Source organism: Pandoraea communis (assembly GCF_902459745.1).
In the GTDB taxonomy this organism is placed as follows: Bacteria; Pseudomonadota; Gammaproteobacteria; order Burkholderiales; family Burkholderiaceae; genus Pandoraea; species Pandoraea communis.
In genome coordinates this window covers 341,026-362,773 of the sequence record NZ_CABPSJ010000006.1, presented here as the reverse complement: position 1 = coordinate 362,773, position 21,748 = coordinate 341,026, and the positions used below count along the sequence as shown (strand labels likewise).

34 protein-coding genes are annotated in these 21,748 nt (G+C 59.9%); 31 read left to right on the top strand and 3 right to left on the bottom strand.

All coding sequences use genetic code 11. The features are described from left to right. Window positions 1-122: 122 nt before the first annotated feature. Window positions 123-824, top strand: coding sequence for an AraC family transcriptional regulator (locus tag PCO31110_RS21540; RefSeq protein ID WP_246189928.1), 702 nt, complete (start codon window positions 123-125; stop codon window positions 822-824). Here PCO31110_RS21540 and PCO31110_RS21535 read toward each other — a convergent pair. The 3 genes from PCO31110_RS21535 to PCO31110_RS21525 all read right to left on the bottom strand — a co-directional run bounded on the left by PCO31110_RS21535 (window position 772) and on the right by PCO31110_RS21525 (window position 4,475). Beyond that, complete coding sequence (locus tag PCO31110_RS21535) at window positions 772-1,494, bottom strand: HAD family hydrolase (RefSeq protein ID WP_010804145.1); 723 nt, start codon at window positions 1,492-1,494, stop codon at window positions 772-774. The genes PCO31110_RS21540 and PCO31110_RS21535 overlap by 53 nt on opposite strands. A gap of 220 nt (window positions 1,495-1,714) precedes the next feature. Further along, window positions 1,715-2,950 (bottom strand): hypothetical protein, encoded by a 1,236-nt coding sequence (locus tag PCO31110_RS21530; protein WP_150691324.1) that lies wholly within the window; start codon window positions 2,948-2,950, stop codon window positions 1,715-1,717. A gap of 130 nt (window positions 2,951-3,080) precedes the next feature. Beyond that, complete coding sequence (locus tag PCO31110_RS21525; RefSeq protein ID WP_150691323.1) at window positions 3,081-4,475, bottom strand: aminotransferase-like domain-containing protein; 1,395 nt, start codon at window positions 4,473-4,475, stop codon at window positions 3,081-3,083. A gap of 387 nt (window positions 4,476-4,862) precedes the next feature. Here PCO31110_RS21525 and rpsL point away from each other — a divergent pair, with 387 nt between their 5' ends. The 30 genes from rpsL (at window position 4,863) to rpsK (ending at window position 21,623) form a co-directional block, all read left to right on the top strand. Beyond that, window positions 4,863-5,237 carry a 30S ribosomal protein S12 gene (gene rpsL / locus PCO31110_RS21520; RefSeq protein WP_010804142.1) on the top strand — a complete coding sequence of 125 codons (375 nt, stop codon included), beginning with the start codon at window positions 4,863-4,865 and terminating at the stop codon, window positions 5,235-5,237. A 123-nt stretch (window positions 5,238-5,360) separates the two neighbouring features. Continuing rightward, on the top strand, window positions 5,361-5,831 hold the full coding sequence (gene rpsG / locus PCO31110_RS21515; protein WP_010804141.1) for a 30S ribosomal protein S7: 471 nt from the start codon (window positions 5,361-5,363) through the stop codon (window positions 5,829-5,831). A gap of 117 nt (window positions 5,832-5,948) precedes the next feature. Beyond that, window positions 5,949-8,051 (top strand): elongation factor G, encoded by a 2,103-nt coding sequence (gene fusA / locus PCO31110_RS21510; RefSeq protein WP_010804140.1) that lies wholly within the window; start codon window positions 5,949-5,951, stop codon window positions 8,049-8,051. A gap of 83 nt (window positions 8,052-8,134) precedes the next feature. Then, window positions 8,135-9,343, top strand: coding sequence for an elongation factor Tu (tuf, locus tag PCO31110_RS21505; protein ID WP_010804139.1), 1,209 nt, complete (start codon window positions 8,135-8,137; stop codon window positions 9,341-9,343). Between the two features lie 118 nt (window positions 9,344-9,461). Beyond that, complete coding sequence (rpsJ, locus tag PCO31110_RS21500) at window positions 9,462-9,773, top strand: 30S ribosomal protein S10 (RefSeq protein ID WP_010804138.1); 312 nt, start codon at window positions 9,462-9,464, stop codon at window positions 9,771-9,773. A gap of 204 nt (window positions 9,774-9,977) precedes the next feature. After that, window positions 9,978-10,634 (top strand): 50S ribosomal protein L3, encoded by a 657-nt coding sequence (gene rplC, locus PCO31110_RS21495; RefSeq protein WP_010804137.1) that lies wholly within the window; start codon window positions 9,978-9,980, stop codon window positions 10,632-10,634. A gap of 2 nt (window positions 10,635-10,636) precedes the next feature. Continuing rightward, window positions 10,637-11,257: a 50S ribosomal protein L4 gene (gene rplD / locus PCO31110_RS21490; protein ID WP_010804136.1), complete on the top strand. Its 621-nt coding sequence runs from the start codon at window positions 10,637-10,639 to the stop codon at window positions 11,255-11,257. After that, window positions 11,254-11,568: a 50S ribosomal protein L23 gene (rplW, locus tag PCO31110_RS21485; RefSeq protein WP_010804135.1), complete on the top strand. Its 315-nt coding sequence runs from the start codon at window positions 11,254-11,256 to the stop codon at window positions 11,566-11,568. Before rplD ends, rplW begins: the two co-directional genes overlap by 4 nt. Before the next feature lie 2 nt (window positions 11,569-11,570). Further along, window positions 11,571-12,398, top strand: coding sequence for a 50S ribosomal protein L2 (gene rplB / locus PCO31110_RS21480; RefSeq protein ID WP_010804134.1), 828 nt, complete (start codon window positions 11,571-11,573; stop codon window positions 12,396-12,398). A gap of 13 nt (window positions 12,399-12,411) precedes the next feature. Then, window positions 12,412-12,687, top strand: coding sequence for a 30S ribosomal protein S19 (rpsS, locus tag PCO31110_RS21475; RefSeq protein ID WP_010804133.1), 276 nt, complete (start codon window positions 12,412-12,414; stop codon window positions 12,685-12,687). A gap of 10 nt (window positions 12,688-12,697) precedes the next feature. After that, the gene (rplV, locus tag PCO31110_RS21470; RefSeq protein ID WP_010804132.1) at window positions 12,698-13,027 is read left to right on the top strand and encodes a 50S ribosomal protein L22; all 330 of its coding nucleotides are present in this window, start codon (window positions 12,698-12,700) and stop codon (window positions 13,025-13,027) included. Between the two features lie 9 nt (window positions 13,028-13,036). Continuing rightward, a complete protein-coding gene (gene rpsC, locus PCO31110_RS21465; protein ID WP_010804131.1) occupies window positions 13,037-13,840 on the top strand; it encodes a 30S ribosomal protein S3 in 804 nt (267 codons plus the stop codon). 2 nt (window positions 13,841-13,842) lie between these two features. Beyond that, a complete protein-coding gene (gene rplP, locus PCO31110_RS21460; RefSeq protein WP_010804130.1) occupies window positions 13,843-14,259 on the top strand; it encodes a 50S ribosomal protein L16 in 417 nt (138 codons plus the stop codon). A 14-nt stretch (window positions 14,260-14,273) separates the two neighbouring features. After that, on the top strand, window positions 14,274-14,468 hold the full coding sequence (gene rpmC / locus PCO31110_RS21455) for a 50S ribosomal protein L29 (protein ID WP_010804129.1): 195 nt from the start codon (window positions 14,274-14,276) through the stop codon (window positions 14,466-14,468). After that, on the top strand, window positions 14,465-14,737 hold the full coding sequence (gene rpsQ / locus PCO31110_RS21450) for a 30S ribosomal protein S17 (RefSeq protein WP_010804128.1): 273 nt from the start codon (window positions 14,465-14,467) through the stop codon (window positions 14,735-14,737). The genes rpmC and rpsQ overlap by 4 nt, the downstream gene beginning before the upstream one ends. A 265-nt stretch (window positions 14,738-15,002) precedes the next feature. After that, window positions 15,003-15,371, top strand: a complete 369-nt coding sequence (gene rplN, locus PCO31110_RS21445) for a 50S ribosomal protein L14 (protein WP_010804127.1) — start codon at window positions 15,003-15,005, stop codon at window positions 15,369-15,371. An 11-nt stretch (window positions 15,372-15,382) separates the two neighbouring features. Further along, window positions 15,383-15,694 carry a 50S ribosomal protein L24 gene (gene rplX, locus PCO31110_RS21440; protein WP_010804126.1) on the top strand — a complete coding sequence of 104 codons (312 nt, stop codon included), beginning with the start codon at window positions 15,383-15,385 and terminating at the stop codon, window positions 15,692-15,694. Between the two features lie 18 nt (window positions 15,695-15,712). Further along, window positions 15,713-16,252 carry a 50S ribosomal protein L5 gene (rplE, locus tag PCO31110_RS21435; RefSeq protein WP_010804125.1) on the top strand — a complete coding sequence of 180 codons (540 nt, stop codon included), beginning with the start codon at window positions 15,713-15,715 and terminating at the stop codon, window positions 16,250-16,252. Window positions 16,253-16,259: 7 nt separating this feature from the next. Next, the gene (rpsN, locus tag PCO31110_RS21430) at window positions 16,260-16,565 is read left to right on the top strand and encodes a 30S ribosomal protein S14 (protein WP_010804124.1); all 306 of its coding nucleotides are present in this window, start codon (window positions 16,260-16,262) and stop codon (window positions 16,563-16,565) included. 13 nt (window positions 16,566-16,578) lie between these two features. Further along, complete coding sequence (gene rpsH / locus PCO31110_RS21425) at window positions 16,579-16,974, top strand: 30S ribosomal protein S8 (RefSeq protein ID WP_010804123.1); 396 nt, start codon at window positions 16,579-16,581, stop codon at window positions 16,972-16,974. Window positions 16,975-16,989: 15 nt separating this feature from the next. Further along, window positions 16,990-17,523 (top strand): 50S ribosomal protein L6, encoded by a 534-nt coding sequence (gene rplF, locus PCO31110_RS21420; RefSeq protein WP_010804122.1) that lies wholly within the window; start codon window positions 16,990-16,992, stop codon window positions 17,521-17,523. Window positions 17,524-17,534: 11 nt separating this feature from the next. After that, window positions 17,535-17,900 (top strand): 50S ribosomal protein L18, encoded by a 366-nt coding sequence (gene rplR / locus PCO31110_RS21415; protein ID WP_010804121.1) that lies wholly within the window; start codon window positions 17,535-17,537, stop codon window positions 17,898-17,900. 13 nt (window positions 17,901-17,913) lie between these two features. Then, entirely contained in the window at window positions 17,914-18,432 is a 519-nt protein-coding gene (rpsE, locus tag PCO31110_RS21410; RefSeq protein WP_010804120.1) for a 30S ribosomal protein S5, read from the top strand. An 11-nt stretch (window positions 18,433-18,443) separates the two neighbouring features. Beyond that, entirely contained in the window at window positions 18,444-18,626 is a 183-nt protein-coding gene (gene rpmD / locus PCO31110_RS21405) for a 50S ribosomal protein L30 (RefSeq protein ID WP_010804119.1), read from the top strand. A gap of 11 nt (window positions 18,627-18,637) precedes the next feature. Further along, window positions 18,638-19,072 carry a 50S ribosomal protein L15 gene (rplO, locus tag PCO31110_RS21400; protein ID WP_010804118.1) on the top strand — a complete coding sequence of 145 codons (435 nt, stop codon included), beginning with the start codon at window positions 18,638-18,640 and terminating at the stop codon, window positions 19,070-19,072. Between the two features lie 23 nt (window positions 19,073-19,095). Next, a complete protein-coding gene (gene secY, locus PCO31110_RS21395; RefSeq protein ID WP_010804117.1) occupies window positions 19,096-20,433 on the top strand; it encodes a preprotein translocase subunit SecY in 1,338 nt (445 codons plus the stop codon). 12 nt (window positions 20,434-20,445) lie between these two features. Further along, window positions 20,446-20,664, top strand: a complete 219-nt coding sequence (infA, locus tag PCO31110_RS21390) for a translation initiation factor IF-1 (protein WP_010804116.1) — start codon at window positions 20,446-20,448, stop codon at window positions 20,662-20,664. Between the two features lie 19 nt (window positions 20,665-20,683). Beyond that, window positions 20,684-20,800, top strand: a complete 117-nt coding sequence (rpmJ, locus tag PCO31110_RS21385; protein WP_010804115.1) for a 50S ribosomal protein L36 — start codon at window positions 20,684-20,686, stop codon at window positions 20,798-20,800. A gap of 35 nt (window positions 20,801-20,835) precedes the next feature. Next, the gene (gene rpsM / locus PCO31110_RS21380) at window positions 20,836-21,201 is read left to right on the top strand and encodes a 30S ribosomal protein S13 (protein ID WP_010804114.1); all 366 of its coding nucleotides are present in this window, start codon (window positions 20,836-20,838) and stop codon (window positions 21,199-21,201) included. A 17-nt stretch (window positions 21,202-21,218) separates the two neighbouring features. Then, complete coding sequence (gene rpsK / locus PCO31110_RS21375) at window positions 21,219-21,623, top strand: 30S ribosomal protein S11 (protein WP_010804113.1); 405 nt, start codon at window positions 21,219-21,221, stop codon at window positions 21,621-21,623. Window positions 21,624-21,748 lie beyond the last annotated feature (125 nt).

The following is a 21,748-nucleotide window of genomic DNA, read 5'->3' as shown; positions in this document are numbered from 1 at the left end:
CAAAAATTACGCCTTTGACAGGCCTGGTGCCGATGCCGATCACAAGTGCGGTACCCCTGGAATTTCAGGGGCATGACCGCCCCGTCGGCGCGTTGGCGATAGATTATCCGGATGGCCACGTCGTGCGAACGCATTCCCATCAGCGTGCGCAATTGATGTACGCAAGGGCTGGCATTCTCGAAGTGCGCACCGACACGTCGTTCTGGATGATACCGCCGCAACGCGCGTTGTGGATTCCGGGGAAAATCGCGCATGAAGTGCGCATGCGCGGCAGAGTCGAAATGCGCACGATCTACGTCGACGTGGTCCGATGCGGTATATCGGCACCCGACGTGCCCGTGGTCATCCGTGTTTCCGCCTTATTGCGCGAGTTGATCCTGCGCGCAATGACGCTTCCCGAAGACTGGTCGCCCAACGGCCGCGACGCGCTCGTCATGGCGCTGCTGCTCGAGGAAGTCGAGTGGAAGAGCGACTCGCCGCTGCACTTGCAAGTGCCCCAAGACCCTCGTCTGCGCAAGATCTTCGATAGCTACCTGAGTACACCGGCCGATCCCCGCAGCTTGCAGGACTGGGCGATCGAGGTAGGGGCGTCGAGCCGCACGCTGGAGCGGCGTTTCATGACGGAGTTCGGCTTGCCGTTCCGGGAGTGGCGTCAGCAGATGCGCCTGCTCGGCGCGCTGCCGCTGTTGAGCGCGGGGCGGCCCATCACGCAGGTGGCGCTCGAAGTCGGTTACGACACCCCGAGCGCGTTTTCCACCATGTTCCGCCGCTTTATGGGCGTGACGCCAAGCGAGTACCTGACGCGCGCCCGCGGCCAGGCGTGAGCCAGTGCATGGCGTCCCACATGTCGTCGTAGACGGTCACGCCTTCGGCATGCAGGGGGGAGCGCTGGCGCTTCGAGCCGATCCCGACGAAATCGATGCCAAGCTGACGCGCCACTTTCAGGTCCCACATCCCATCGCCCATCGAGACGATCGCGCGCGGCTTCGCAATGCCGTAACCCGCCTGTGCCCGCTTGATCGCTTCGGTGACGAGCTGTTCGCGTGAGCTGTATTCAGATGCCGTAATGAGCATTGCGTCCGTGTAGTCGATGGCCACCGAGCGCAGCTTGCGGTGACTGACCTGCCGGATGCCGCCCGTCGCGAACACCACGCCCCAGCGCGAACGGTGAGCGGCGTCGACGAACGCGCGTGCGCCGGGAATCTCGGCCAGACCGTGGGCGTTGAGCAGGGCAGTGAAGCGCTCGTCGATCTCATGCTCGAAGCGCGCCAGGTCGTGCGGCTGCGGCAGCGCCCGGCCGTGCTCCGCGTGGGCGTGAATGAGGATGCCGGTGTCGGTGTGATGGGGGTAGCTGCCCCAATCGGTGTTCAGGCCTTCGAACGCCAGCGACTCCATCGCGCCAAGCAGCGCGCGCTGGTGAATGCGTACCGAATCGGTCAGAGTGCCATCGACATCGAGCACCAGAATGCTGTCTTTTTCGAAACTTGCCTGCATGGCTGAATGGGGACTCGTGTCAGGGGGCGGAGGTCTTCCCTCCGAATGGAGGGAGTGTACGAATTCGCGCCTTTGAAAAAAACGCGTTGAGTGACATCGGCTACGCCGGATGCGACACCCGAGCTATGGGATTTGATAGTTCGAGGTGGTTTTCCCCCGCCGTCCAGCGCAAAAGTGCCACGCTGGCTGCCTTTCGAGAGGAGAGCGACGCGTTTCCGGATCAGCCGTAACGGGGGCGTGCCAGTGTCGAGTATTCCCGGTCCAGACGCTCAAGCGTCGCTAGCGCCTGTTGCATTTCGGCGACCGAAGGCGGGTCACGCCGCATGCGTGCTCGGGACGGGGCCTGCGTCGGGGCGGCGCTTGCCTGCGGTCGTCCCTCGCTCGGAGAGGTGGCGGGTGCCGGCGAGGTCATTTGTGTCGCCGGGAAGGGGGGGGCCGGAAGACCCGGCCGGCATGACGGCTGCCGGACGTGGCGATGCGATTCGGGGGCAAGCGCCTCACGCGTCTCGCCGCGGGCGAACTCGCCGTAGCGTTGATGGCCGTCGTGAAGCAGCTCGGCCAGTGTGCGCACGATGCCGCTGCCGGGCCCCACGGCCCGCATCTGCATGCGGGTGGTCATGTAGGACTCCGGGATTTCGCCGAACAGGTGAGGCACATGCCGAGCCGCGTGTGTGAGCGTGTCCTGAAACACCCGCTGTACGGTCGTCGGCGTTGCCAGCGAGACGAAGAGCGTGCGAAGCCGGTTATTCACAGGTGTGGTGATGTAGGCGCCAAGCATGGCGTCGCGCACCTCGGGGGCACTGGCCGAGCGCTGGGTACGCGCATCCGGGAATGGGCCCGCAACGTGATGGCGCCGCGCCTCCTGCTCGCCGGTCAGCACGCGTAAGAACGTTAGCTGCGGCACTTCAATGTACGTGTCGGCACGGCGCAGCATGTGCTGAATGTCCGGTGGCATTTGGCTGAGTCGCTGTGTCAGGCGTGCTTCAATGGAGGACACCGAAAATTTGCCCTCGGACTCAGCCGTGAAGGTTTCGGAAAACGCTTGCTCGAGCGCGAGGGTGTCGCGCCCCTGCCTCGAGAGCTCCGCACGCATGGGAGCGGGCAGCGATGCTTCGCAGCCGGCGAGCATCAGACGGCTTGCACTGACGTCGACGTTGGTGTCCGCAGGAAGATCGAGCAGACAATTCTCGGCATCGTTGCGGCTGCCTCTCACGCAAACCGGCCGCACGTCCGAGAGCCGTTCCGCGAAGACGCGTGCGCGGGTGGTCGGCGCGCGCGACCAGTCGAACGTGGTCGCGGTGATGGGGGCCGCCGGACTTCGCGAGGTGACGGACGCCGGCGCCGGGGCAACCTGCCTGAGATCGGACGTCATGTCGTGAGTGTTCAGGTGCGGCAATGGCACGCCGTATGAGACGGTTAGCGCAGTCGTTACCCAATTCATCAGAGGAAAATACATCGCTGCCACTCCAGTTGAGGTCACGGGTCCGTTCCCGCGATGCGCCGGAGTATGGGCGTTGCATTGCCTCAGACTATTGCGTCGGGGCGTGTGCGTTCGGGGTTCGGCACAGGCGGGGGCGCTGTCCTATTCAAACGATGGCGGCGCGCACGCTGGGCGGCACTTCGCGCAGCAGCGACTTCAGGCGCTTGAGCGCGCTGGCCAGACGCTCGGTGTCTCGCACGCCGCCTAGCGAAATGCGGATGGCGTTGGGGACTTCGGGGCTCAGACAGAACGCGTCGGCGGGGGTGACGGCCAGCCCTTCAGCGCGGGCAGCCATCGTCAATTCGCGGGCCGTCCAAGGGGCAGGCAGCGCTTGCCAGAGATGAATTCCCTGCACCGCAGGCGTGTGTGCGTCGCCCAAAATGCCGGCGGCGATGGCCTGACGCTGCGCGGCAGCGTCCTTCACGCCATCCAGAATGCGATCGGCCATGCCGTTATGAATCCACTGTGTGGCCAGCCCTGTCATCAGCGGCGGCGCCATGAGCGCGAAGGAGTGCAGCGTATTCAGGAAGTTGTCGCGTTGGCGCGCGTTGGCAAGCCGAACGTATGCGGTGCGCAACCCCGGCGTGAGGCATTTCGACAGCGTAGCCACGTAATGCACGCGATGCGGGGCAAGACGCGCCAGAGGTGGCGGGGCGTCTTTGGCGAGACGCCAGTAGGGATCGTCTTCGATCAGCGTCAGATCGAGCGTTTCGGCGACAGCGAGCAACTCGCGGCGGCGGCGCTCGGGCATCGTGCGGGTGGTCGGATTCTGAAGTGTCGGGTTCAGATAGACCAGACGCGCGTTGTGCTCTTGTGCGGCAGCGCGCAGGGCGTCGGGCTGCATACCGTCGTCGTCGGTGGCCACGTGTGCCAGTCGGCGTCCGAGCGTGCGCGCCGCGCTATGGAGGCCTGGGTAGATGATCGGCTCGCATAGCACCGTCTCGTCGCGCGCGGTGCCCGCGAGCAGCAGGGCGGCCAGTGTGGCTTGCGCGCCGGGACAGACGAGCACGTCGGACGCGGAGACAGAACCGAGCATCGGCGCGAGCCACAAGGCGCCGGCTTGCCGGTCGGCCACGCCACCGTCACCCAGTTGATACGCCATGAGCATCGACGCATCCGTGTGCCGGAGCACTTCGTCGATCCCCTTGTGCAGCATCTCGCCGAGAAACAGCCCGGCTGGCGCAGGCGGGATATTCATCCCGAGATCGAGCACCTGATCGAGTGCTACGCGAGGCGTGCTCACGAATGTGCCGAGGGGGCCGCGTCCCTCGATGGCGTTGCGCTCGCGCGCCCGGTTGTAAGCGCGCGTGACCGTCGTGAAATCGATACCCAGCCACGCCGCCAGCTCACGCTGCGCCGGCAGACGGTCGCCCGGACGCAGACGTCCATCCGCCACCGACTGCTCGATGAAACCGGCCAGCCGCAGATAGCGTGGCCCCTTGCCGGCGGTAAGCGCGGGTTTCCAGAAGGTGGCGCGCAGGCTGTCGTGGGAGGCGTCCATGGCGATGTCGGTGTTATGTATGGAAATTTTCGGTATTCATGCCGAATATTCACAGTGTAATTTGCATACATGGGTGTCGCAATACTTGAATTCGGGAAGTCATGCCGCATCTTGAGCCGGTACGCCTGCGCGGGTTGACGCGGCAACGCGTTAACAATCAACGACTTACCGGACAAATTTGCACGAGAGTGCATTGACACTTGTGTTGAGCACAGGTATAGTCGCAGGCTCCGGTTTTTCCGGCGGTATGGCTATGCCTAATGCAAAGTGCTTATGCATCAAGCGTTTAGATGTGGGCAATCCGCAAGAGCAACCGGGGAGTACGCAGTAAAGTCGCATGACGGCCCGCCTTGGCTTTCATGCTTTTGACACGTTTAGGAAATCACAATGCCAACGATTAACCAATTGGTCCGCAAGCCGCGCACCTCTGCTCAAATCAAGAGCAAGAGCCCGGCCCTGCAGGACTGCCCGCAGCGTCGTGGCGTGTGCACCCGTGTGTACACGACGACGCCGAAGAAGCCGAACTCCGCACTGCGTAAGGTTGCCAAGGTGCGCCTGACCAACGGTTTCGAAGTCATCTCGTACATCGGCGGTGAAGGCCACAACCTGCAGGAACACTCGGTCGTGCTGATTCGCGGCGGTCGTGTGAAGGACTTGCCGGGTGTGCGTTACCACATGGTGCGCGGTAGTCTCGACACGCAGGGCGTCAAGGACCGTAAGCAGGCCCGTTCGAAGTACGGCGCGAAGCGTCCGAAGGCCTAAGCGGCTGAGCGGATATACGTTCGGTGATGGTGGTACATCGTCACTGAGTAAGTGGTCACTCGGCCTGTTGGCTAGTAGGTGGCCTGGAGCCAAGCTCCAACTGAATCTATTAAGGAAGAAATCATGCCGCGTCGTCGCGAAGTCCCCAAGCGCGAAGTGTTGCCCGATCCGAAGTTCGGCAACGTTGATGTCGCTAAATTCATGAACGTGCTCATGCTTGCCGGCAAGAAGTCGGTTGCAGAGCGCATCGTTTATGGTGCTTTCGAGCAGATCCAAACCAAGGCGGGCAAGGATCCGCTGGAAGTCTTCAACACCGCTCTCGGTAACGTGAAGCCGGTGGTTGAAGTCAAGAGCCGCCGTGTTGGCGGTGCAAACTATCAAGTTCCGGTCGAAGTGCGTCCGTCGCGTCGTATGGCATTGGCGATGCGTTGGTTGCGTGAGGCCGCGAAAAAGCGTAGCGAGAAGTCGATGGCCCTGCGTCTGGCAGGTGAGCTGATCGAGGCCTCGGAAGGCCGTGGCGGCGCCATGAAGAAGCGTGACGAAGTTCACCGCATGGCCGAAGCCAACAAGGCATTCTCGCACTTCCGCTTCTGACGCTGGCAAGCAGTACCTAGAGCAGAAACCGGGGCGGGTGCGCATGAGAAATTGCGCCTCGCCCGTTTGTGTTAGTAGCCCCCTCAAAAATGGCGGCTACATTGAAAGAGGCTTAAAGTGGCTCGTACAACCCCTATCGAGCGCTACCGCAACATCGGTATTAGCGCTCACATCGACGCAGGTAAGACCACGACGACCGAGCGCATTTTGTTCTACACCGGTGTGAACCACAAAATCGGTGAAGTGCACGATGGCGCCGCGACGATGGACTGGATGGAGCAGGAACAAGAGCGTGGCATTACGATTACGTCGGCTGCCACGACCTGCTTCTGGTCCGGCATGGCGAACAATTACCAAAAGCACCGCATCAACATCATCGACACGCCGGGACACGTTGACTTCACGATTGAAGTCGAGCGCTCGATGCGTGTTCTCGATGGCGCGTGCATGGTGTATTGCGCTGTGGGTGGCGTGCAGCCCCAGTCGGAAACCGTTTGGCGTCAGGCTAACAAGTACGGCGTGCCGCGTCTGGCGTTCGTCAACAAGATGGATCGTACCGGCGCGAACTTCTTCAAGGTCTACGACCAACTGAAGAACCGCCTGAAGGCCAACCCGGTGCCGGTGGTGGTGCCGATCGGTGCCGAAGAAAGCTTCAAGGGCGTGGTCGACCTGATCAAGATGAAGGCGATCATTTGGGACGAAGCGTCGCAAGGCATGAAGTTCGACTACGTCGACATTCCGGCCGAGCTGCAAGCGGAAGCCCAGAAGTGGCGCGAAGGCATGGTCGAGGCTGCTGCCGAGTCGAGCGAAGACCTGATGAACAAGTATCTGGAAGAGGGCGACCTCTCCGAGGCTGAAATCATCAACGGTCTGCGCACGCGTACCATCGCTTGCGAAATTCAGCCGATGCTGTGCGGTACCGCGTTCAAGAACAAGGGTGTGCAGCGTATGCTGGACGCCGTGATCGACTTCCTGCCGTCGCCGGTCGACATTCCGCCGGTCAAGGGCACGGACGACAAGGAACAGCCGGTCGAGCGCCGTGCGTCGGATGACGAGAAGTTCTCGTCGCTGGCGTTCAAGATCATGACCGACCCGTTCGTTGGCCAGTTGATCTTCTTCCGCGTCTACTCGGGTGTTGTGAACAAGGGCGACACGCTGCTGAACTCGGTCAAGGGCAAGAAGGAACGTCTGGGCCGTATCGTGCAGATGCACGCGAACCAGCGCGAAGAAATCGACGAAGTGCGCGCAGGCGACATCGCCGCAGCCGTCGGTTTGAAGGACGCGACCACGGGTGACACGCTGTGCGACCCGACCGCGCCGATCGTGCTCGAGCGCATGGTGTTCCCGGAGCCGGTGATTTCGCAGGCTGTCGAGCCGAAGACCAAGGTCGACCAGGAAAAGATGGGCCTCGCCCTGAACCGCCTGGCGCAGGAAGACCCGTCGTTCCGCGTGCAGACCGATGAAGAATCGGGTCAGACCATCATTTCGGGGATGGGCGAGCTCCACCTCGAAATTCTGGTCGACCGTATGAAGCGCGAATTCGGCGTGGAAGCCAACATCGGCGCACCGCAAGTGGCTTACCGCGAAACCATTCGCAAGTCGGCAGCGGACGTCGAAGGCAAGTTCGTCAAGCAGTCGGGTGGTCGCGGCCAATTCGGTCACGCGGTCATCACGCTGGAGCCGAACGAGCAAGGCAAGGGCTACGAGTTCCTGGACGAGATCAAGGGCGGTGTCATTCCTCGTGAATACATCCCGGCGGTCGACAAGGGGATTCAAGACACCCTCAAGAACGGTGTTCTGGCCGGCTTCCCGGTCGTGGACGTCAAGGTGCATCTGACGTTCGGTTCGTACCACGATGTGGACTCGAACGAAAACGCGTTCCGTATGGCCGGTTCGATGGCTTTCAAGGAAGCCATGCGCCGCGCCAGCCCGGTGATTCTTGAGCCGATGATGGCCGTGGAAGTCGAAACGCCGGAAGACTACATGGGTAACGTGATGGGCGACTTGTCGAGCCGTCGCGGCATTATCCAGGGCATGGACGACATGGTCGGCGGCGGCAAGATCGTGCGCGCTGAAGTTCCGCTGTCGGAAATGTTCGGCTACTCGACGTCGCTGCGTTCGGCCACGCAAGGCCGCGCCACGTACACGATGGAGTTCAAGCACTACGCTGAAGCTCCGAAGAACGTGAGCGAAGGCATCATCAGCGCTAAGAACAAGTAATTGATTTGGTGGGTGAGCGCATCGGGTGATGCGCTCACCCTACTCACTGTTTAATCGTCTATTCAGTATCTGAGGATTCGGAAATGGCAAAGGAAAAATTCGAGCGGACTAAGCCGCACGTGAACGTTGGCACCATTGGTCACGTTGACCACGGCAAGACCACGCTGACGGCTGCTATCGCAACGGTTCTGTCGTCGAAGTTCGGCGGTCAGGCCAAGAAGTACGACGAAATCGACGCAGCACCGGAAGAAAAGGCACGCGGTATTACCATCAACACCGCGCACATCGAGTACGAAACGGCCGCTCGCCACTACGCACACGTTGACTGCCCGGGCCACGCCGACTACGTCAAGAACATGATTACCGGTGCTGCCCAGATGGACGGCGCTATCCTGGTTTGCTCGGCCGCTGACGGCCCGATGCCGCAAACGCGTGAGCACATCCTGTTGGCCCGTCAGGTTGGCGTGCCGTACATCATCGTGTTCCTGAACAAGTGCGACATGGTCGACGACGCCGAGCTGCTCGAGCTGGTCGAAATGGAAGTTCGCGAACTTCTGTCGAAGTACGAGTTCCCGGGCGACGACGTGCCGATCATCCACGGTTCGGCCAAACTGGCGCTCGAAGGCGACAAGGGCCCGCTGGGCGAAGAAGCCATCATGAAGCTGGCTGACGCTCTCGATACGTACATCCCGACGCCGGAACGCGCAATTGACGGCACGTTCCTGATGCCGGTGGAAGACGTGTTCTCGATCTCGGGCCGTGGCACCGTGGTGACCGGTCGTATCGAGCGCGGCATCATCAAGGTCGGCGAAGAAATCGAAATCGTTGGTATCGCCATGGACGGCGACAAGCCGAAGATCGACAAGACGACTTGCACGGGCGTGGAAATGTTCCGCAAGCTGCTCGACCAAGGTCAGGCAGGCGACAACGTCGGTATTCTGCTGCGCGGCACGAAGCGTGAAGATGTCCAGCGTGGTCAGGTTCTGGCCAAGCCGGGCACGATCAAGCCGCACCGCAAGTTCTCAGGCGAGGTCTACATTCTGTCGAAGGACGAAGGTGGCCGTCACACCCCGTTCTTCAACAACTACCGTCCGCAGTTCTACTTCCGTACGACGGACGTGACCGGTTCGATCGCCCTGCCGGCGGACAAGGAAATGGTCATGCCGGGCGACAACGTGTCGATCCAGGTTAGCCTGATTCAGCCGATCGCCATGGAAGAAGGTCTGCGTTTTGCAATTCGCGAAGGTGGCCGTACCGTCGGCGCCGGCGTCGTTGCCAAGATTGAAGACTAATTGCGGATTCGATGACCCAGGTGCCGGCGCTGCCGGCGCCTGTTTCTCAAAGTCTGTTTGCTCTTTGTGATTTACCCGGCACCCGAACGAGGGCTGCCACGCTCTTTGGAGAAATACCATGCAGAACCAAAAGATCCGCATTCGCCTGAAGGCTTTCGACTACCGCCTGATCGACCAGTCGGCCGCCGAAATCGTTGAAACCGCCAAGCGCACCGGCGCCATCGTCAAGGGCCCGGTGCCCCTGCCGACGCGTATCGAGCGTTTCGACATCCTGCGTTCGCCGCACGTCAACAAGACGTCGCGCGACCAGCTCGAAATCCGCACGCACCAGCGCCTGATGGACATCGTCGATCCGACGGACAAGACCGTCGACGCGCTGATGAAGCTGGACCTGCCGGCTGGCGTCGACGTCGAGATCAAGCTGCAGTAAGGCTTGCGAGCGACTTTGCTCTTGAAAGCCCCGCCAATGCTGGACCGGCGGGGCTTTGTTATGCGATTTAGCAACACTTGTCAAGCGATAAAAGTCCGTCTATAATGGCGGGCTCAAGTGTAGTTTTGAAAAGATGGCCCACATCCGTGGACCATCCTTTTGTCATTTAGCCCCGGCCAATCGCAGTCGGGAATGGAGAAAATCATGAGCCTTGGCCTTGTCGGTCGCAAGGTTGGCATGACGCGTATTTTCACGGACGACGGCGATTCGATTCCCGTTACCGTGCTCGACGTGTCTAACAACCGCGTGACGCAAATCAAGACGGATGAAACGGACGGCTACACCGCCGTTCAAGTCACTTTCGGCAATCGCCGCGCAACGCGCGTGGTTAAGGCCGCCGCCGGTCACTTCGCGAAAGCGGGTGTCGAAGCCGGTGAAATCCTCAAGGAATTCCGCGTTGACGCTGCCAAAGCTGCTGAATTGCAGCCGGGCGCAGTGGTTGGCGTCGATCTCTTCCAAGTGGGCCAGAAGGTCGACGTGCAAGGTGTGTCGATCGGTAAGGGCTACGCCGGTACCATCAAGCGCTACAACTTCGCTTCGGGCCGCGCTTCGCACGGTAACTCGCGTTCGCACAACGTGCCGGGTTCGATCGGTATGGCGCAGGATCCGGGTCGTGTGTTCCCGGGTAAGCGCATGACGGGTCACCTGGGCGACGTCACCACGACGGTGCAGAATCTCGAAATCGCGCGCATTGACGCTGAGCGTAACCTGATCTTCGTGAAGGGTGCCGTTCCGGGCGCCAACGAAGGCAAGGTTTTCGTGACCTCGGCAGTCAAGGCCAAACTCGCGAAGGGAGCGTAACAATGGAACTGAAGCTCCTGAATGAGCAAGGTCAGGAAGGCGCCGCTGTCAACGCGTCGGACGTCGTGTTCGGCCGTGACTACAACGAAGCGCTGATCCATCAGGTTGTGGTGGCTTATCAAGCCAACGCCCGTAGCGGCAATCGTGCGCAGAAGGACCGTGAACAGGTCAAGCACACGACCAAGAAGCCGTGGCGTCAGAAGGGTACGGGTCGTGCTCGTGCCGGTATGTCGTCGAGCCCGCTGTGGCGCGGCGGTGGCCGTATCTTCCCGAATTCGCCGGAAGAGAACTTCACCCACAAGGTCAACAAGAAGATGTACCGCGCCGGTGTGTGCTCGATTCTGTCGCAGCTCGCCCGTGAAGGTCGTCTGTCGGTCGTCGAGGACATCAAGCTGGATGCTCCGAAGACGAAACTGCTCGCTGAGAAGATCAAGGCCATGGGCCTTGAGTCGGTGCTGCTGATCACGGATAGCGTGGACGAGAACCTGTTCCTGGCCTCGCGCAATCTGGCTCACGTTGCCGTCACCGAGCCGCGTTTCGCCGACCCGCTGTCGCTCATCTACTTCAAGAAGGTGCTGCTGACGAAGGGCGCGATCGCCAAGATTGAGGAGATGCTGTCATGAGCGACGTGCGTAAAAACGACCATCGTCTGTACCAGGTCCTGCTCGCGCCGGTGATCTCCGAAAAGGCGACGCTGGTGGCTGACAAGAACGAACAAGTGGTGTTCCAAGTTGCACGCGACGCGAACAAGCAAGAAGTGAAGGCTGCAGTTGAGCTTCTCTTCAAGGTGGAAGTCGAGTCGGTGCAGATCCTGAACCGTAAGGGCAAGCAAAAGCGCTTTGGCCGCTTCATGGGTCGTCGCGACCACGAGAAGAAGGCCTACGTGAGCTTGAAGCCGGGTCAGGAAATCAATTTTGAAGCGGAGGCCAAGTAATCATGGCACTCGTCAAAACGAAACCGACGTCGCCGGGCCGCCGCGCGCTGGTCAAGGTCGTCAACAAGGATCTGCATAAGGGCAAGCCGTTCGCCCCGTTGCTCGATACCAAGAGCAAGACCGCTGGCCGTAACAACAACGGTCACATCACCACCCGTCATATGGGTGGCGGTCACAAGCAGCACTACCGTATCGTCGATTTCCGTCGCAACAAGGACGGCATCACGGCGAAGGTCGAGCGTCTGGAATACGATCCGAACCGCAGCGCGAACATCGCTCTGCTGTGCTACGCCGATGGCGAGCGTCGTTACATCCTTGCGCCGAAGGGCGTGACCGTTGGTCAGCAACTGGTGAGCGGCTCGGAAGCGCCGATCAAGGCTGGCAACACGCTGCCGATCCGCAACATTCCGGTCGGTACGACGATTCACGGCATCGAGCTGCAACCGGGCAAGGGCGCGCAAATCGCTCGTGCCGCAGGTACCTCGGCAATGCTGCTGGCTCGCGAAGGCACGTACGCTCAAGTGCGTCTGCGTTCGGGTGAAGTTCGTCGCGTGCACATCGAGTGCCGCGCGACCATCGGTGAAGTCGGTAACGAAGAGCACAGCCTGCGCCAACTCGGCAAGGCCGGTGCAAAGCGTTGGCGCGGTATTCGCCCGACCGTTCGCGGTGTGGCGATGAACCCGGTGGATCACCCGCATGGTGGTGGTGAAGGTCGTACGGCTGCTGGTCGTCATCCGGTCAGCCCGTGGGGTCAGCATACCAAGGGTAAGCGTACCCGCTCGACCAAGCGCACCGACAGCATGATCGTTCAGCGTCGCAAGAAGCGTTAATTGGAGCTAGCAAATGACTCGTTCTGTTAAAAAAGGTCCGTTTTGCGACGCTCATCTGCTGAAGAAAGTGGAAGCGGCAGCTGCATCGCGTGACAAAAAGCCGATCAAGACCTGGTCGCGTCGTTCGACCGTCCTGCCCGATTTCATCGGCCTGACGATCGCCGTGCATAACGGCCGCCAGCACGTGCCGGTGTACGTGACGGAAAACATGGTCGGCCACAAGCTGGGTGAGTTCGCGCTCACCCGTACCTTCAAGGGCCATGCGGCCGACAAGAAGGCGAAGAAATAAGGGGCCGATCATGGAAGTGAAAGCAATTCATCGCGGTGCCCGTATCTCGGCGCAGAAAACGCGTCTGGTCGCTGACCAGATTCGTGGCCTGCCGCTGGAGCGCGCACTGAATGTCCTGACCTTCTCGCCGAAGAAGGCCGCGGACATTATCAAGAAGGTTCTCGAGTCGGCTATCGCCAACGCCGAGCACAACGAAGGTGCTGACATCGACGAACTGCGCGTTAAGGGCATTTACGTCGACAAGGGCACCTCGCTCAAGCGTTTCACGGCCCGTGCAAAAGGCCGCGGTAACAAGATCGAGAAGCAAACCTGTCACATCACTGTGACGCTGGGCAACTAAGGGGTCACGATGGGACAGAAAATTCATCCGACTGGCTTCCGTCTGGCTGTCAGCCGTAACTGGGCTTCGCGTTGGTACGCCAACAATCAGAATTTCGCAAAGATGTTGAAGGAAGACATCGACGTTCGCGAATATCTGAAGAAGAAGCTGAAGAACGCTTCGGTTGGCCGCGTGATCATCGAACGTCCGGCACGTAACGCGCGCATCACGATTTTCAGCTCGCGTCCGGGTGTTGTGATCGGCAAGAAGGGCGAGGACATCGAAATCCTCAAGGCCGAGCTGCAAAAGCGCATGGGCGTGCCCGTGCACGTGAACATCGAGGAAATCCGCAAGCCGGAAACCGATGCGCAGCTTATCGCTGATTCGATCGCTCAGCAGCTCGAGCGCCGTATCATGTTCCGTCGCGCAATGAAGCGCGCGATGCAGAACGCGATGCGTCTGGGTGCCCAAGGCATCAAGATCATGAGCGCCGGCCGTCTGAACGGTATCGAAATCGCCCGTACCGAGTGGTATCGCGAAGGCCGTGTGCCTCTGCATACGCTGCGCGCCGACATCGACTACGCAACTGCGGAAGCGAAGACGACGTACGGCATCATCGGTATCAAGGTGTGGGTGTACAAGGGTGACACGCTGGGCCGCAACGACGCTCCGGTGGCTGAAGAGCCGGCCGAAGAAAAGCGTCCGCGCCGCAACGCGCGTCCGGGCGACCGTCGCCCCCGTCGTGACGACGCTGGCGATAAGGCCGGTGCGAAGCGCGGTGGTGCACGCCGTCCGGCTGGCAAGCCTGAAGGCGACGCCAAGACTGGAGAATAATCATGCTGCAACCGAAACGCAGAAAGTATCGCAAAGAGCAGAAGGGCCGTAACACTGGCGTCGCCACGCGTGGCAACGAAGTGTCGTTCGGCGAATTCGGCCTGAAGGCGGTCGGTCGTGGTCGCCTGACGGCTCGTCAAATCGAAGCCGCGCGTCGTGCCATGACTCGCCACATCAAGCGCGGTGGTCGTATCTGGATCCGTATCTTCCCGGACAAGCCGATCTCGCAAAAGCCGGCAGAAGTGCGTATGGGTAACGGTAAGGGTAACCCGGAGTACTACGTCGCCGAGATTCAACCGGGCAAGATGCTGTACGAAATGGACGGTGTGGATGAAGCGCTGGCGCGCGAGGCGTTCCGCCTGGCTGCCGCCAAGCTGCCGATTCAGACGACGTTCTTCGTACGTCGCCTTGGCGCCTGAGGGGAGAATTTGAAATGAAAGCATCCGAACTTCGTGCCAAGGATGTCGACGGCCTGAACAAGGAACTGTCGGATCTGCTGAAGGCCCAATTCGGTCTTCGCATGCAAGCGGGCACCCAACAGCTGAGCAACACCAGCCAGCTGAAGAAGGTGCGCAAGGACATCGCGCGTGTGCGTACCGTGTTGACTGAGAAGGCGAGCCAGAAATGAACGATACCGCTAAGACCTCGCTGAAGCGTACCCTCGTGGGTAAGGTTGTCAGCGACAAGATGGACAAGACGGTTACCGTGCTGGTCGAGCGTCAAATGAAGCACCCGCTCTACGGCAAGTACATCGTGCGTTCGAAGAAGTACCACGCGCACGATGAGACCAACCAGTACAAGGAAGGCGATACGGTCGAGATTCAAGAATCCCGCCCGCTGTCGAAGACCAAGGCCTGGACGGTCTCCCGTCTCGTGGAAGCCGCCCGTATCATCTAAGGTGAGCTGAAGCGAAGGCTTGACTTGCAAGTCCGGAATTATCATTGTATAATTCCGGACTTTCCGCTTCTTTCGCTAAAACCGGTCTTTGGTTTCGCAAGGGAGTGGATGGCTTCCTGATCCGATTCGTATCCTCTACGAGGCAGGTGAAGGTAGCAAGGTTGTCCACTTTTGAACGACTCAACCCAAACGGCATCCTTTGGTGCTGACGGGGACCAAGACTGACCGACGCGTATGTGTCGGATTAAGTTGGGAAGATAACACCATGATTCAAACTGAAACCCGGCTCGAAGTAGCCGACAACACCGGTGCGCGCGAAGTGATGTGCATCAAGGTGCTGGGCGGCTCCAAGCGTCGCTACGCCGGCATTGGCGACATCATCAAGGTCAGCGTGAAAGATGCTGCCCCGCGTGGTCGCGTCAAGAAGGGCGAAATCTACAACGCAGTGGTCGTGCGCACCGCCAAGGGCGTGCGTCGCCAGGACGGCTCGCTGGTCAAATTCGACGGCAACGCCGCCGTGCTGCTTAATACCAAGCTCGAGCCGATCGGCACCCGTATCTTCGGGCCGGTTACGCGTGAACTGCGTACCGAACGCTTCATGAAGATCGTGTCGCTGGCCCCGGAAGTGCTGTAAGGAGCCGACACATGAACAAGATTCGTAAGGGTGACCAAGTCATCGTGCTGACGGGTAAGGACAAGGCCAAGCGTGGCACGGTCCTGGCCGTTGATGGCGACAAGTTGGTCGTCGAGGGCGTGAACGTTGCCAAGAAGCACGTCAAGCCGAACCCGATGAAGGGCACGCAAGGTGGCGTGGTCGACAAGACGATGCCGATCCACGTTTCGAACGTGGCGCTGGTGGATGCCAATGGCAAGCCGTCGCGTGTGGGCATCAAGGTCGAAGACGGCAAGAAGGTCCGCTTCCTCAAGACGACCGGTGCTACGGTCGTCGGTGCCTAATCGCAGGGAGTATAGATAATGGCCCGTTTGCAAGAATTCTATAAAGACAAAGTTGTCGCCGAGCTGACTAAGCAGTTCGGTTACAAGTCTGTCATGGAAGTGCCGCGCATCACCAAGATCACCCTGAACATGGGCCTTGGTCAAGCCGTTGCTGACAAGAAGATCATTGAGCACGCCGTTGGCGACCTGACGAAAATTGCCGGTCAAAAGCCGGTGGTGACGAAGGCTCGCAAGGCTATCGCCGGTTTCAAGATCCGCGAAGGTTACCCGATCGGTACGATGGTGACGCTGCGCGGTGAACGTATGTTCGAATTCCTGGATCGTTTCATCACCGTGGCTCTGCCGCGCGTGCGTGACTTCCGTGGTATTTCGGGTCGTGCGTTCGACGGTCGTGGCAACTACAACATCGGTGTGAAGGAACAGATCATCTTCCCCGAAATCGAGTACGACAAAATCGACGCGCTGCGTGGTCTGAACATCAGCATCACCACGACCGCGAAGACTGACGAAGAAGCCAAGGCTCTTCTGTCGGCGTTCAAATTCCCGTTCCGTAACTGAGGTAATCGTGGCTAAACTGGCACTTATCGAACGCGAAAAGAAACGCGCCCGTCTGGCGCAGAAATTTTCTGCCAAGCGCGACGCCCTCAAAGCGATCATCGAAGACACCAGCAAGTCGGAAGACGAGCGTTATGAAGCACGTCTGGCGCTGCAACAGCTGCCGCGTAACGCCAATCCGACGCGTCAACGCAATCGTTGCGACCTGACTGGCCGTCCGCGCGGTACCTTCCGCAAATTCGGCCTGGCCCGTAACAAGATCCGTGAAATCGCCTTCCGTGGCGAAATCCCGGGCGTGACCAAAGCTAGCTGGTAATAGGAGAAGCACCATGAGCATGAGCGATCCTATCGCCGATATGCTGACTCGCATCCGCAACGCTCAGATGGTTGAGAAAGCATCGGTGAAGATGCCCTCTTCCAAGCTGAAGGTCTCGATCGCCAAAGTCCTCAAGGACGAAGGCTACATCGAAGACTTCGCGGTTGAAGCAGAAGAAACGAAGCCGGTGCTGAACATTGCACTGAAGTACTACGCTGGCCGTCCTGTGATTGAGCGCCTCGAGCGCGTGTCGCGTCCGGGTCTGCGTGTGTACAAGAGCCGCAACGACATCCCGCAGGTCATGAATGGCCTCGGCGTTGCTATCGTCTCGACCCCGAAGGGCGTGATGACCGATCGCAAAGCACGCGCCACCGGCGTGGGCGGCGAAGTCATCTGCTACGTCGCCTAACCGAGGAGAGTTGAAATGTCTCGAGTAGGTAAGAGTCCCATTGCACTGCCGAAGGGCGTTGAAGCAACGCTGGCTGGCAATGTGCTGACGATCAAGGGCGCCCTGGGTTCGCTGACCCGCGGCATCAATCCCCTTGTGATCGTCAAGATCGAAGACGGCACCGTCACCTTCGCCCCGGCCGATGAAAGCCGCGAAGCGAATGCGCTGTACGGTACGGAACGTGCGCTGGTCAACAATATGGTGACCGGCGTGAGCAAGGGTTTCGAAAAGAAACTGCAACTCGTTGGCGTGGGTTACCGTGCCAAGGCTGAAGGTAACAACCTGAAGCTCGAGCTGGGTTTCTCGCACGATGTTGTGCATGCCATGCCGGAAGGCGTGAAAGCAGAGACCCCGACGCAGACGGAGATCATCATCAAAGGCGTTGATAAGCAACGCATCGGACAAGTGGCTGCGGAAGTTCGCGGTTACCGTCCGCCCGAGCCCTACAAGGGTAAGGGCGTCCGCTATGCGGACGAGGTGGTGATCCTCAAGGAAACCAAGAAGAAGTAAGGGTGCGAAACATGGACAAGAAACAATCTCGTGTGCGCCGCGCTCGCCAGACTCGTATCAAGCTGGCAGCTCAGAAGGTGCATCGCCTTTCCGTGCATCGCACCAACGTGCACATTTACGCGCAAGTTTTCTCGGAAGACGGCACGCAAGTGTTGGCCAGCGCTTCGACGCTGGAAGCCGAAGTGCGCAAGGAACTGGGCGACAAGGAAGGCAAGGGTGGCAACGCTGCCGCTGCAGCGCTGATCGGCCGTCGTATCGCCGAGAAGGCGAAGGCTGCCGGCATCGAAAGCGTTGCTTTCGACCGCTCGGGCTTCCGCTATCACGGTCGCGTTAAGGCTCTCGCCGACGCTGCCCGTGAAGCCGGCCTCAAGTTCTAAGTAAGGATCCGTCATGGCAAAGATGCAAGCGAAAGTTCAGGCTGACGAACGCGACGACGGCCTTCGCGAGAAGATGATCGCGGTCAACCGTGTCACGAAGGTTGTGAAGGGTGGCCGTATTCTCGGTTTTGCCGCGTTGACCGTGGTTGGTGACGGCGATGGCCGCATCGGCATGGGCAAAGGCAAAGCGAAGGAAGTCCCGGTTGCCGTTCAAAAGGCAATGGAACAAGCCCGCCGCAATATGTTCAAGGTGCCCCTGAAGAACGGCACCCTGCAACACAACGTTCTCGGCCAGCATGGCGCCTCGCGCGTCCTGATGTCGCCGGCAAAGGACGGTACCGGTGTTATCGCCGGTGGCCCGATGCGCGCGGTGTTCGAGGTGATGGGCGTGACCAACGTGGTGACGAAGAGCCTTGGCTCGACGAACCCGTACAACCTGGTCCGCGCCACGCTCGACGGCCTGAAGAAACAATCGACTCCTGCTGACATCGCCGCCAAGCGTGGCAAGTCGGTGGAAGAGATCCTCGGCTAAGGGTGATCAATATGTCGCAGCAAACTGTGAAAGTTAAGCTGGTCAAGAGCCTGATCGGTACGCGTGAAGAACACCGCGCGACCGTCAAGGGCCTGGGCCTGCGTCGCCTCAATTCGGTCAGCGAGTTGCAGGATACGCCCGCTGTGCGGGGCATGATCAACAAGGTCTCGTACCTTGTGAAGATCGTCGACTGAGCGAGGGCAAAATGGAATTGAATTCGATTAAGCCGGCAGAAGGCGCCAAGCACGCCAAGCGCCGCGTTGGCCGTGGCATCGGTTCGGGTCTGGGTAAAACCGCCGGCCGTGGTCACAAGGGTCAGAAGTCGCGTTCGGGCGGCTTCCACAAGGTGGGCTTCGAAGGCGGTCAAATGCCGCTGCAACGTCGTCTGCCGAAGCGTGGCTTCAAGTCGCTGACGCGTCGTTTCGTGGGCGAAGTTCGCCTGGCCGACCTGAACAACCTGCCGGTCGACGAGATCGATCTGCTGGTTCTGAAGCAGGCTGGTCTGGTGAGCGAGCTGTCGCTGTCGGCCAAGATCATCGCCTCGGGCGAGATCACCCGCAAAGTCGTTGTGAAGGGTCTGGGCGTCACCAAGGGTGCGCTCACCGCCATTCAAGCGGCTGGCGGTTCGGTTGCAGAGTAAGTTAGGTCACCCCGGAGCCAGCATTGGCCAAGTCTCCTAATCTCGCTAAGCCTGGTACGCAGGGCCCGAAGTATGCGGATCTGCGTCGGCGGCTGGTTTTCCTGCTGCTGGCGCTGATTGTCTACCGTATTGGTGCGCATATCCCGGTGCCGGGCATCGACCCCGATCAGCTGGCGCAGTTGTTCCAGCGCCAGTCGGGCGGGATCCTGGGCATGTTCAACATGTTCTCGGGCGGTGCGTTGTCGCGTTTCACGATCTTCGCGCTGGGGATCATGCCGTATATCTCGGCATCGATCATCATGCAGCTGTTGGCGATGGTTTCGCCTCAGTTGGAAGCATTGCGTAAGGAAGGCCAAGCCGGACAGCGCAAGATTACGCAGTACACCCGGTATTTCACGGTGGTACTCGCACTCTTCCAGGCTGCGGCGATCGCGGTGACGTTGGAAAGCGAGCCGGGGCTCGTCGTCGATCCGGGCATGTTGTTCCGCCTGACGACGGTGATCACGCTCGTGACCGGCACGATGTTCCTGATGTGGCTCGGTGAGCAGATCACCGAACGCGGCCTCGGTAACGGTATCTCGATCATCATCTTTGGTGGTATCGCGGCCGGTTTGCCGAATGCTGTGGGCGGTCTGTTCGAGCTTGTCGGTACCGGTTCGATTGGTCCGTTCTCGGCCATCGTGATCTGTGCCCTCGTGGTACTCGTGACGTTCTTCGTCGTGTTCGTCGAACGTGGTCAGCGCAAGATCCTTGTGAATTACGCCAAGCGTCAGGTCGGCAACAAGGTCTACGGCGGTCAGGCTTCGCACCTGCCGCTCAAGCTGAACATGGCAGGCGTGATTCCGCCGATCTTTGCATCGTCGATCATCCTGTTCCCGGCAACGATCGCGAATTGGTTTGGTGCGGGCGATAACGCGCGCTGGCTCAAGGATATTGCGGCGAAGTTGTCGCCGGGTCAGCCGATCTACGTGATGCTCTACGCACTGGCGATCGTGTTCTTCTGCTTCTTCTACACCGCACTGGTGTTTAACAGCAAGGAGACCGCCGAGAACCTGAAGAAGAGTGGTGCGTTTGTTCCGGGGATTCGTCCTGGCGACCAGACTGCGCGATATATCGACAAGATCCTGACGCGTCTGACACTGGCCGGCGCAGCTTACGTCACCTTGGTGTGTTTGCTGCCTGAGTTTCTGGTGTTGCGTTGGAACGTCCCGTTCTATTTCGGTGGAACCTCACTGCTGATTATCGTGGTGGTGACGATGGACTTCATGGCGCAAGTGCAGTCGTATGTGATGTCGCAACAATATGAGTCGCTGCTCCGTAAGGCGAATTTCAAGGGCGGCAATAACATGACGCTTCGCTAATGATCCTGGATCATGTCGAAAGACGACGTTATTCAAATGCAGGGCGAGGTTCTTGAAAACCTCCCCAATGCCACCTTCCGGGTAAAGCTGGAAAATGGCCATGTAGTACTCGGACATATTTCCGGCAAGATGCGGATGCATTACATCCGCATCCTTCCCGGAGATAAGGTGACGGTAGAGTTGACGCCCTACGATCTGTCGCGTGCGCGGATCGTCTTCCGGGCGAAGTGATTAGAGAGAGGGAATTGTCATGAAAGTTTTGGCATCTGTTAAGTGCATCTGCCGCAATTGCAAGTTTGTGAAGCGCAAAGGCGTGCTGCGCGTGATCTGCAGTTCGGATCCGCGCCACAAGCAACGTCAGGGCTAATCGGCCTTTAACGCTATTTAGTTGGGGAATTACGAATGGCTCGTATCGCAGGGGTTAACATCCCGAACCACCAGCACACCGCTATCGGCCTGACGGCTATTTACGGTGTCGGCCGCACGCGCGCTCGCCAGATTTGCGAAGCCGCCGGTGTGCCGTTCTCGAAGAAGGTCAAGGACCTCGACGACGCTGATCTCGAAAAGCTGCGTGATCAAGTCGGTCAATTGACGGTTGAGGGTGACCTGCGCCGTGAAGTGACGATGAACATCAAGCGCCTGATGGATCTGGGCTGCTATCGTGGTATGCGTCACCGCAAGGGCTTGCCGCTCCGCGGTCAGCGCACCCGTACCAATGCGCGTACCCGTAAGGGCCCGCGTAAGGCCGGCGTCTCGCTGAAGAAGTAACCAGAGGATAGGAACTCATGGCTAAGCAACAGAACAACGCCGCTTCGCAGCGCGTTCGCAAGAAGGTCAAGAAGAGCGTTGCAGAAGGCGTCGTGCACGTCCACGCTTCGTTCAACAACACCATCATCACGATCACCGATCGTCAGGGCAATGCGCTGGCATGGGCGACGTCGGGTGGCCAGGGCTTCAAGGGTTCGCGTAAATCGACCCCGTTCGCTGCCCAGGTTGCTGCTGAGTCGGCTGGCCGCGTGGCACTCGAATACGGTGTGAAGAACCTGGAAGTTCGCATCAAGGGCCCGGGCCCGGGTCGCGAATCCGCGGTTCGCGCGCTGAATGCGCTGGGTATCAAGATCACGGCCATCTCGGACGTGACGCCGGTCCCGCACAACGGCTGCCGCCCGCCGAAGCGTCGTCGTATCTAAGACGCTTCAAATCCTGCTATAATCGCGGGTTCGCGCACGGTCTCGGCCGTGCGCGTAGCAATTTCTAAGACCACCGTCCGGTACATTGGTGCCGGACTTGCGTAGTGGACAAAGTTCGCTACGTC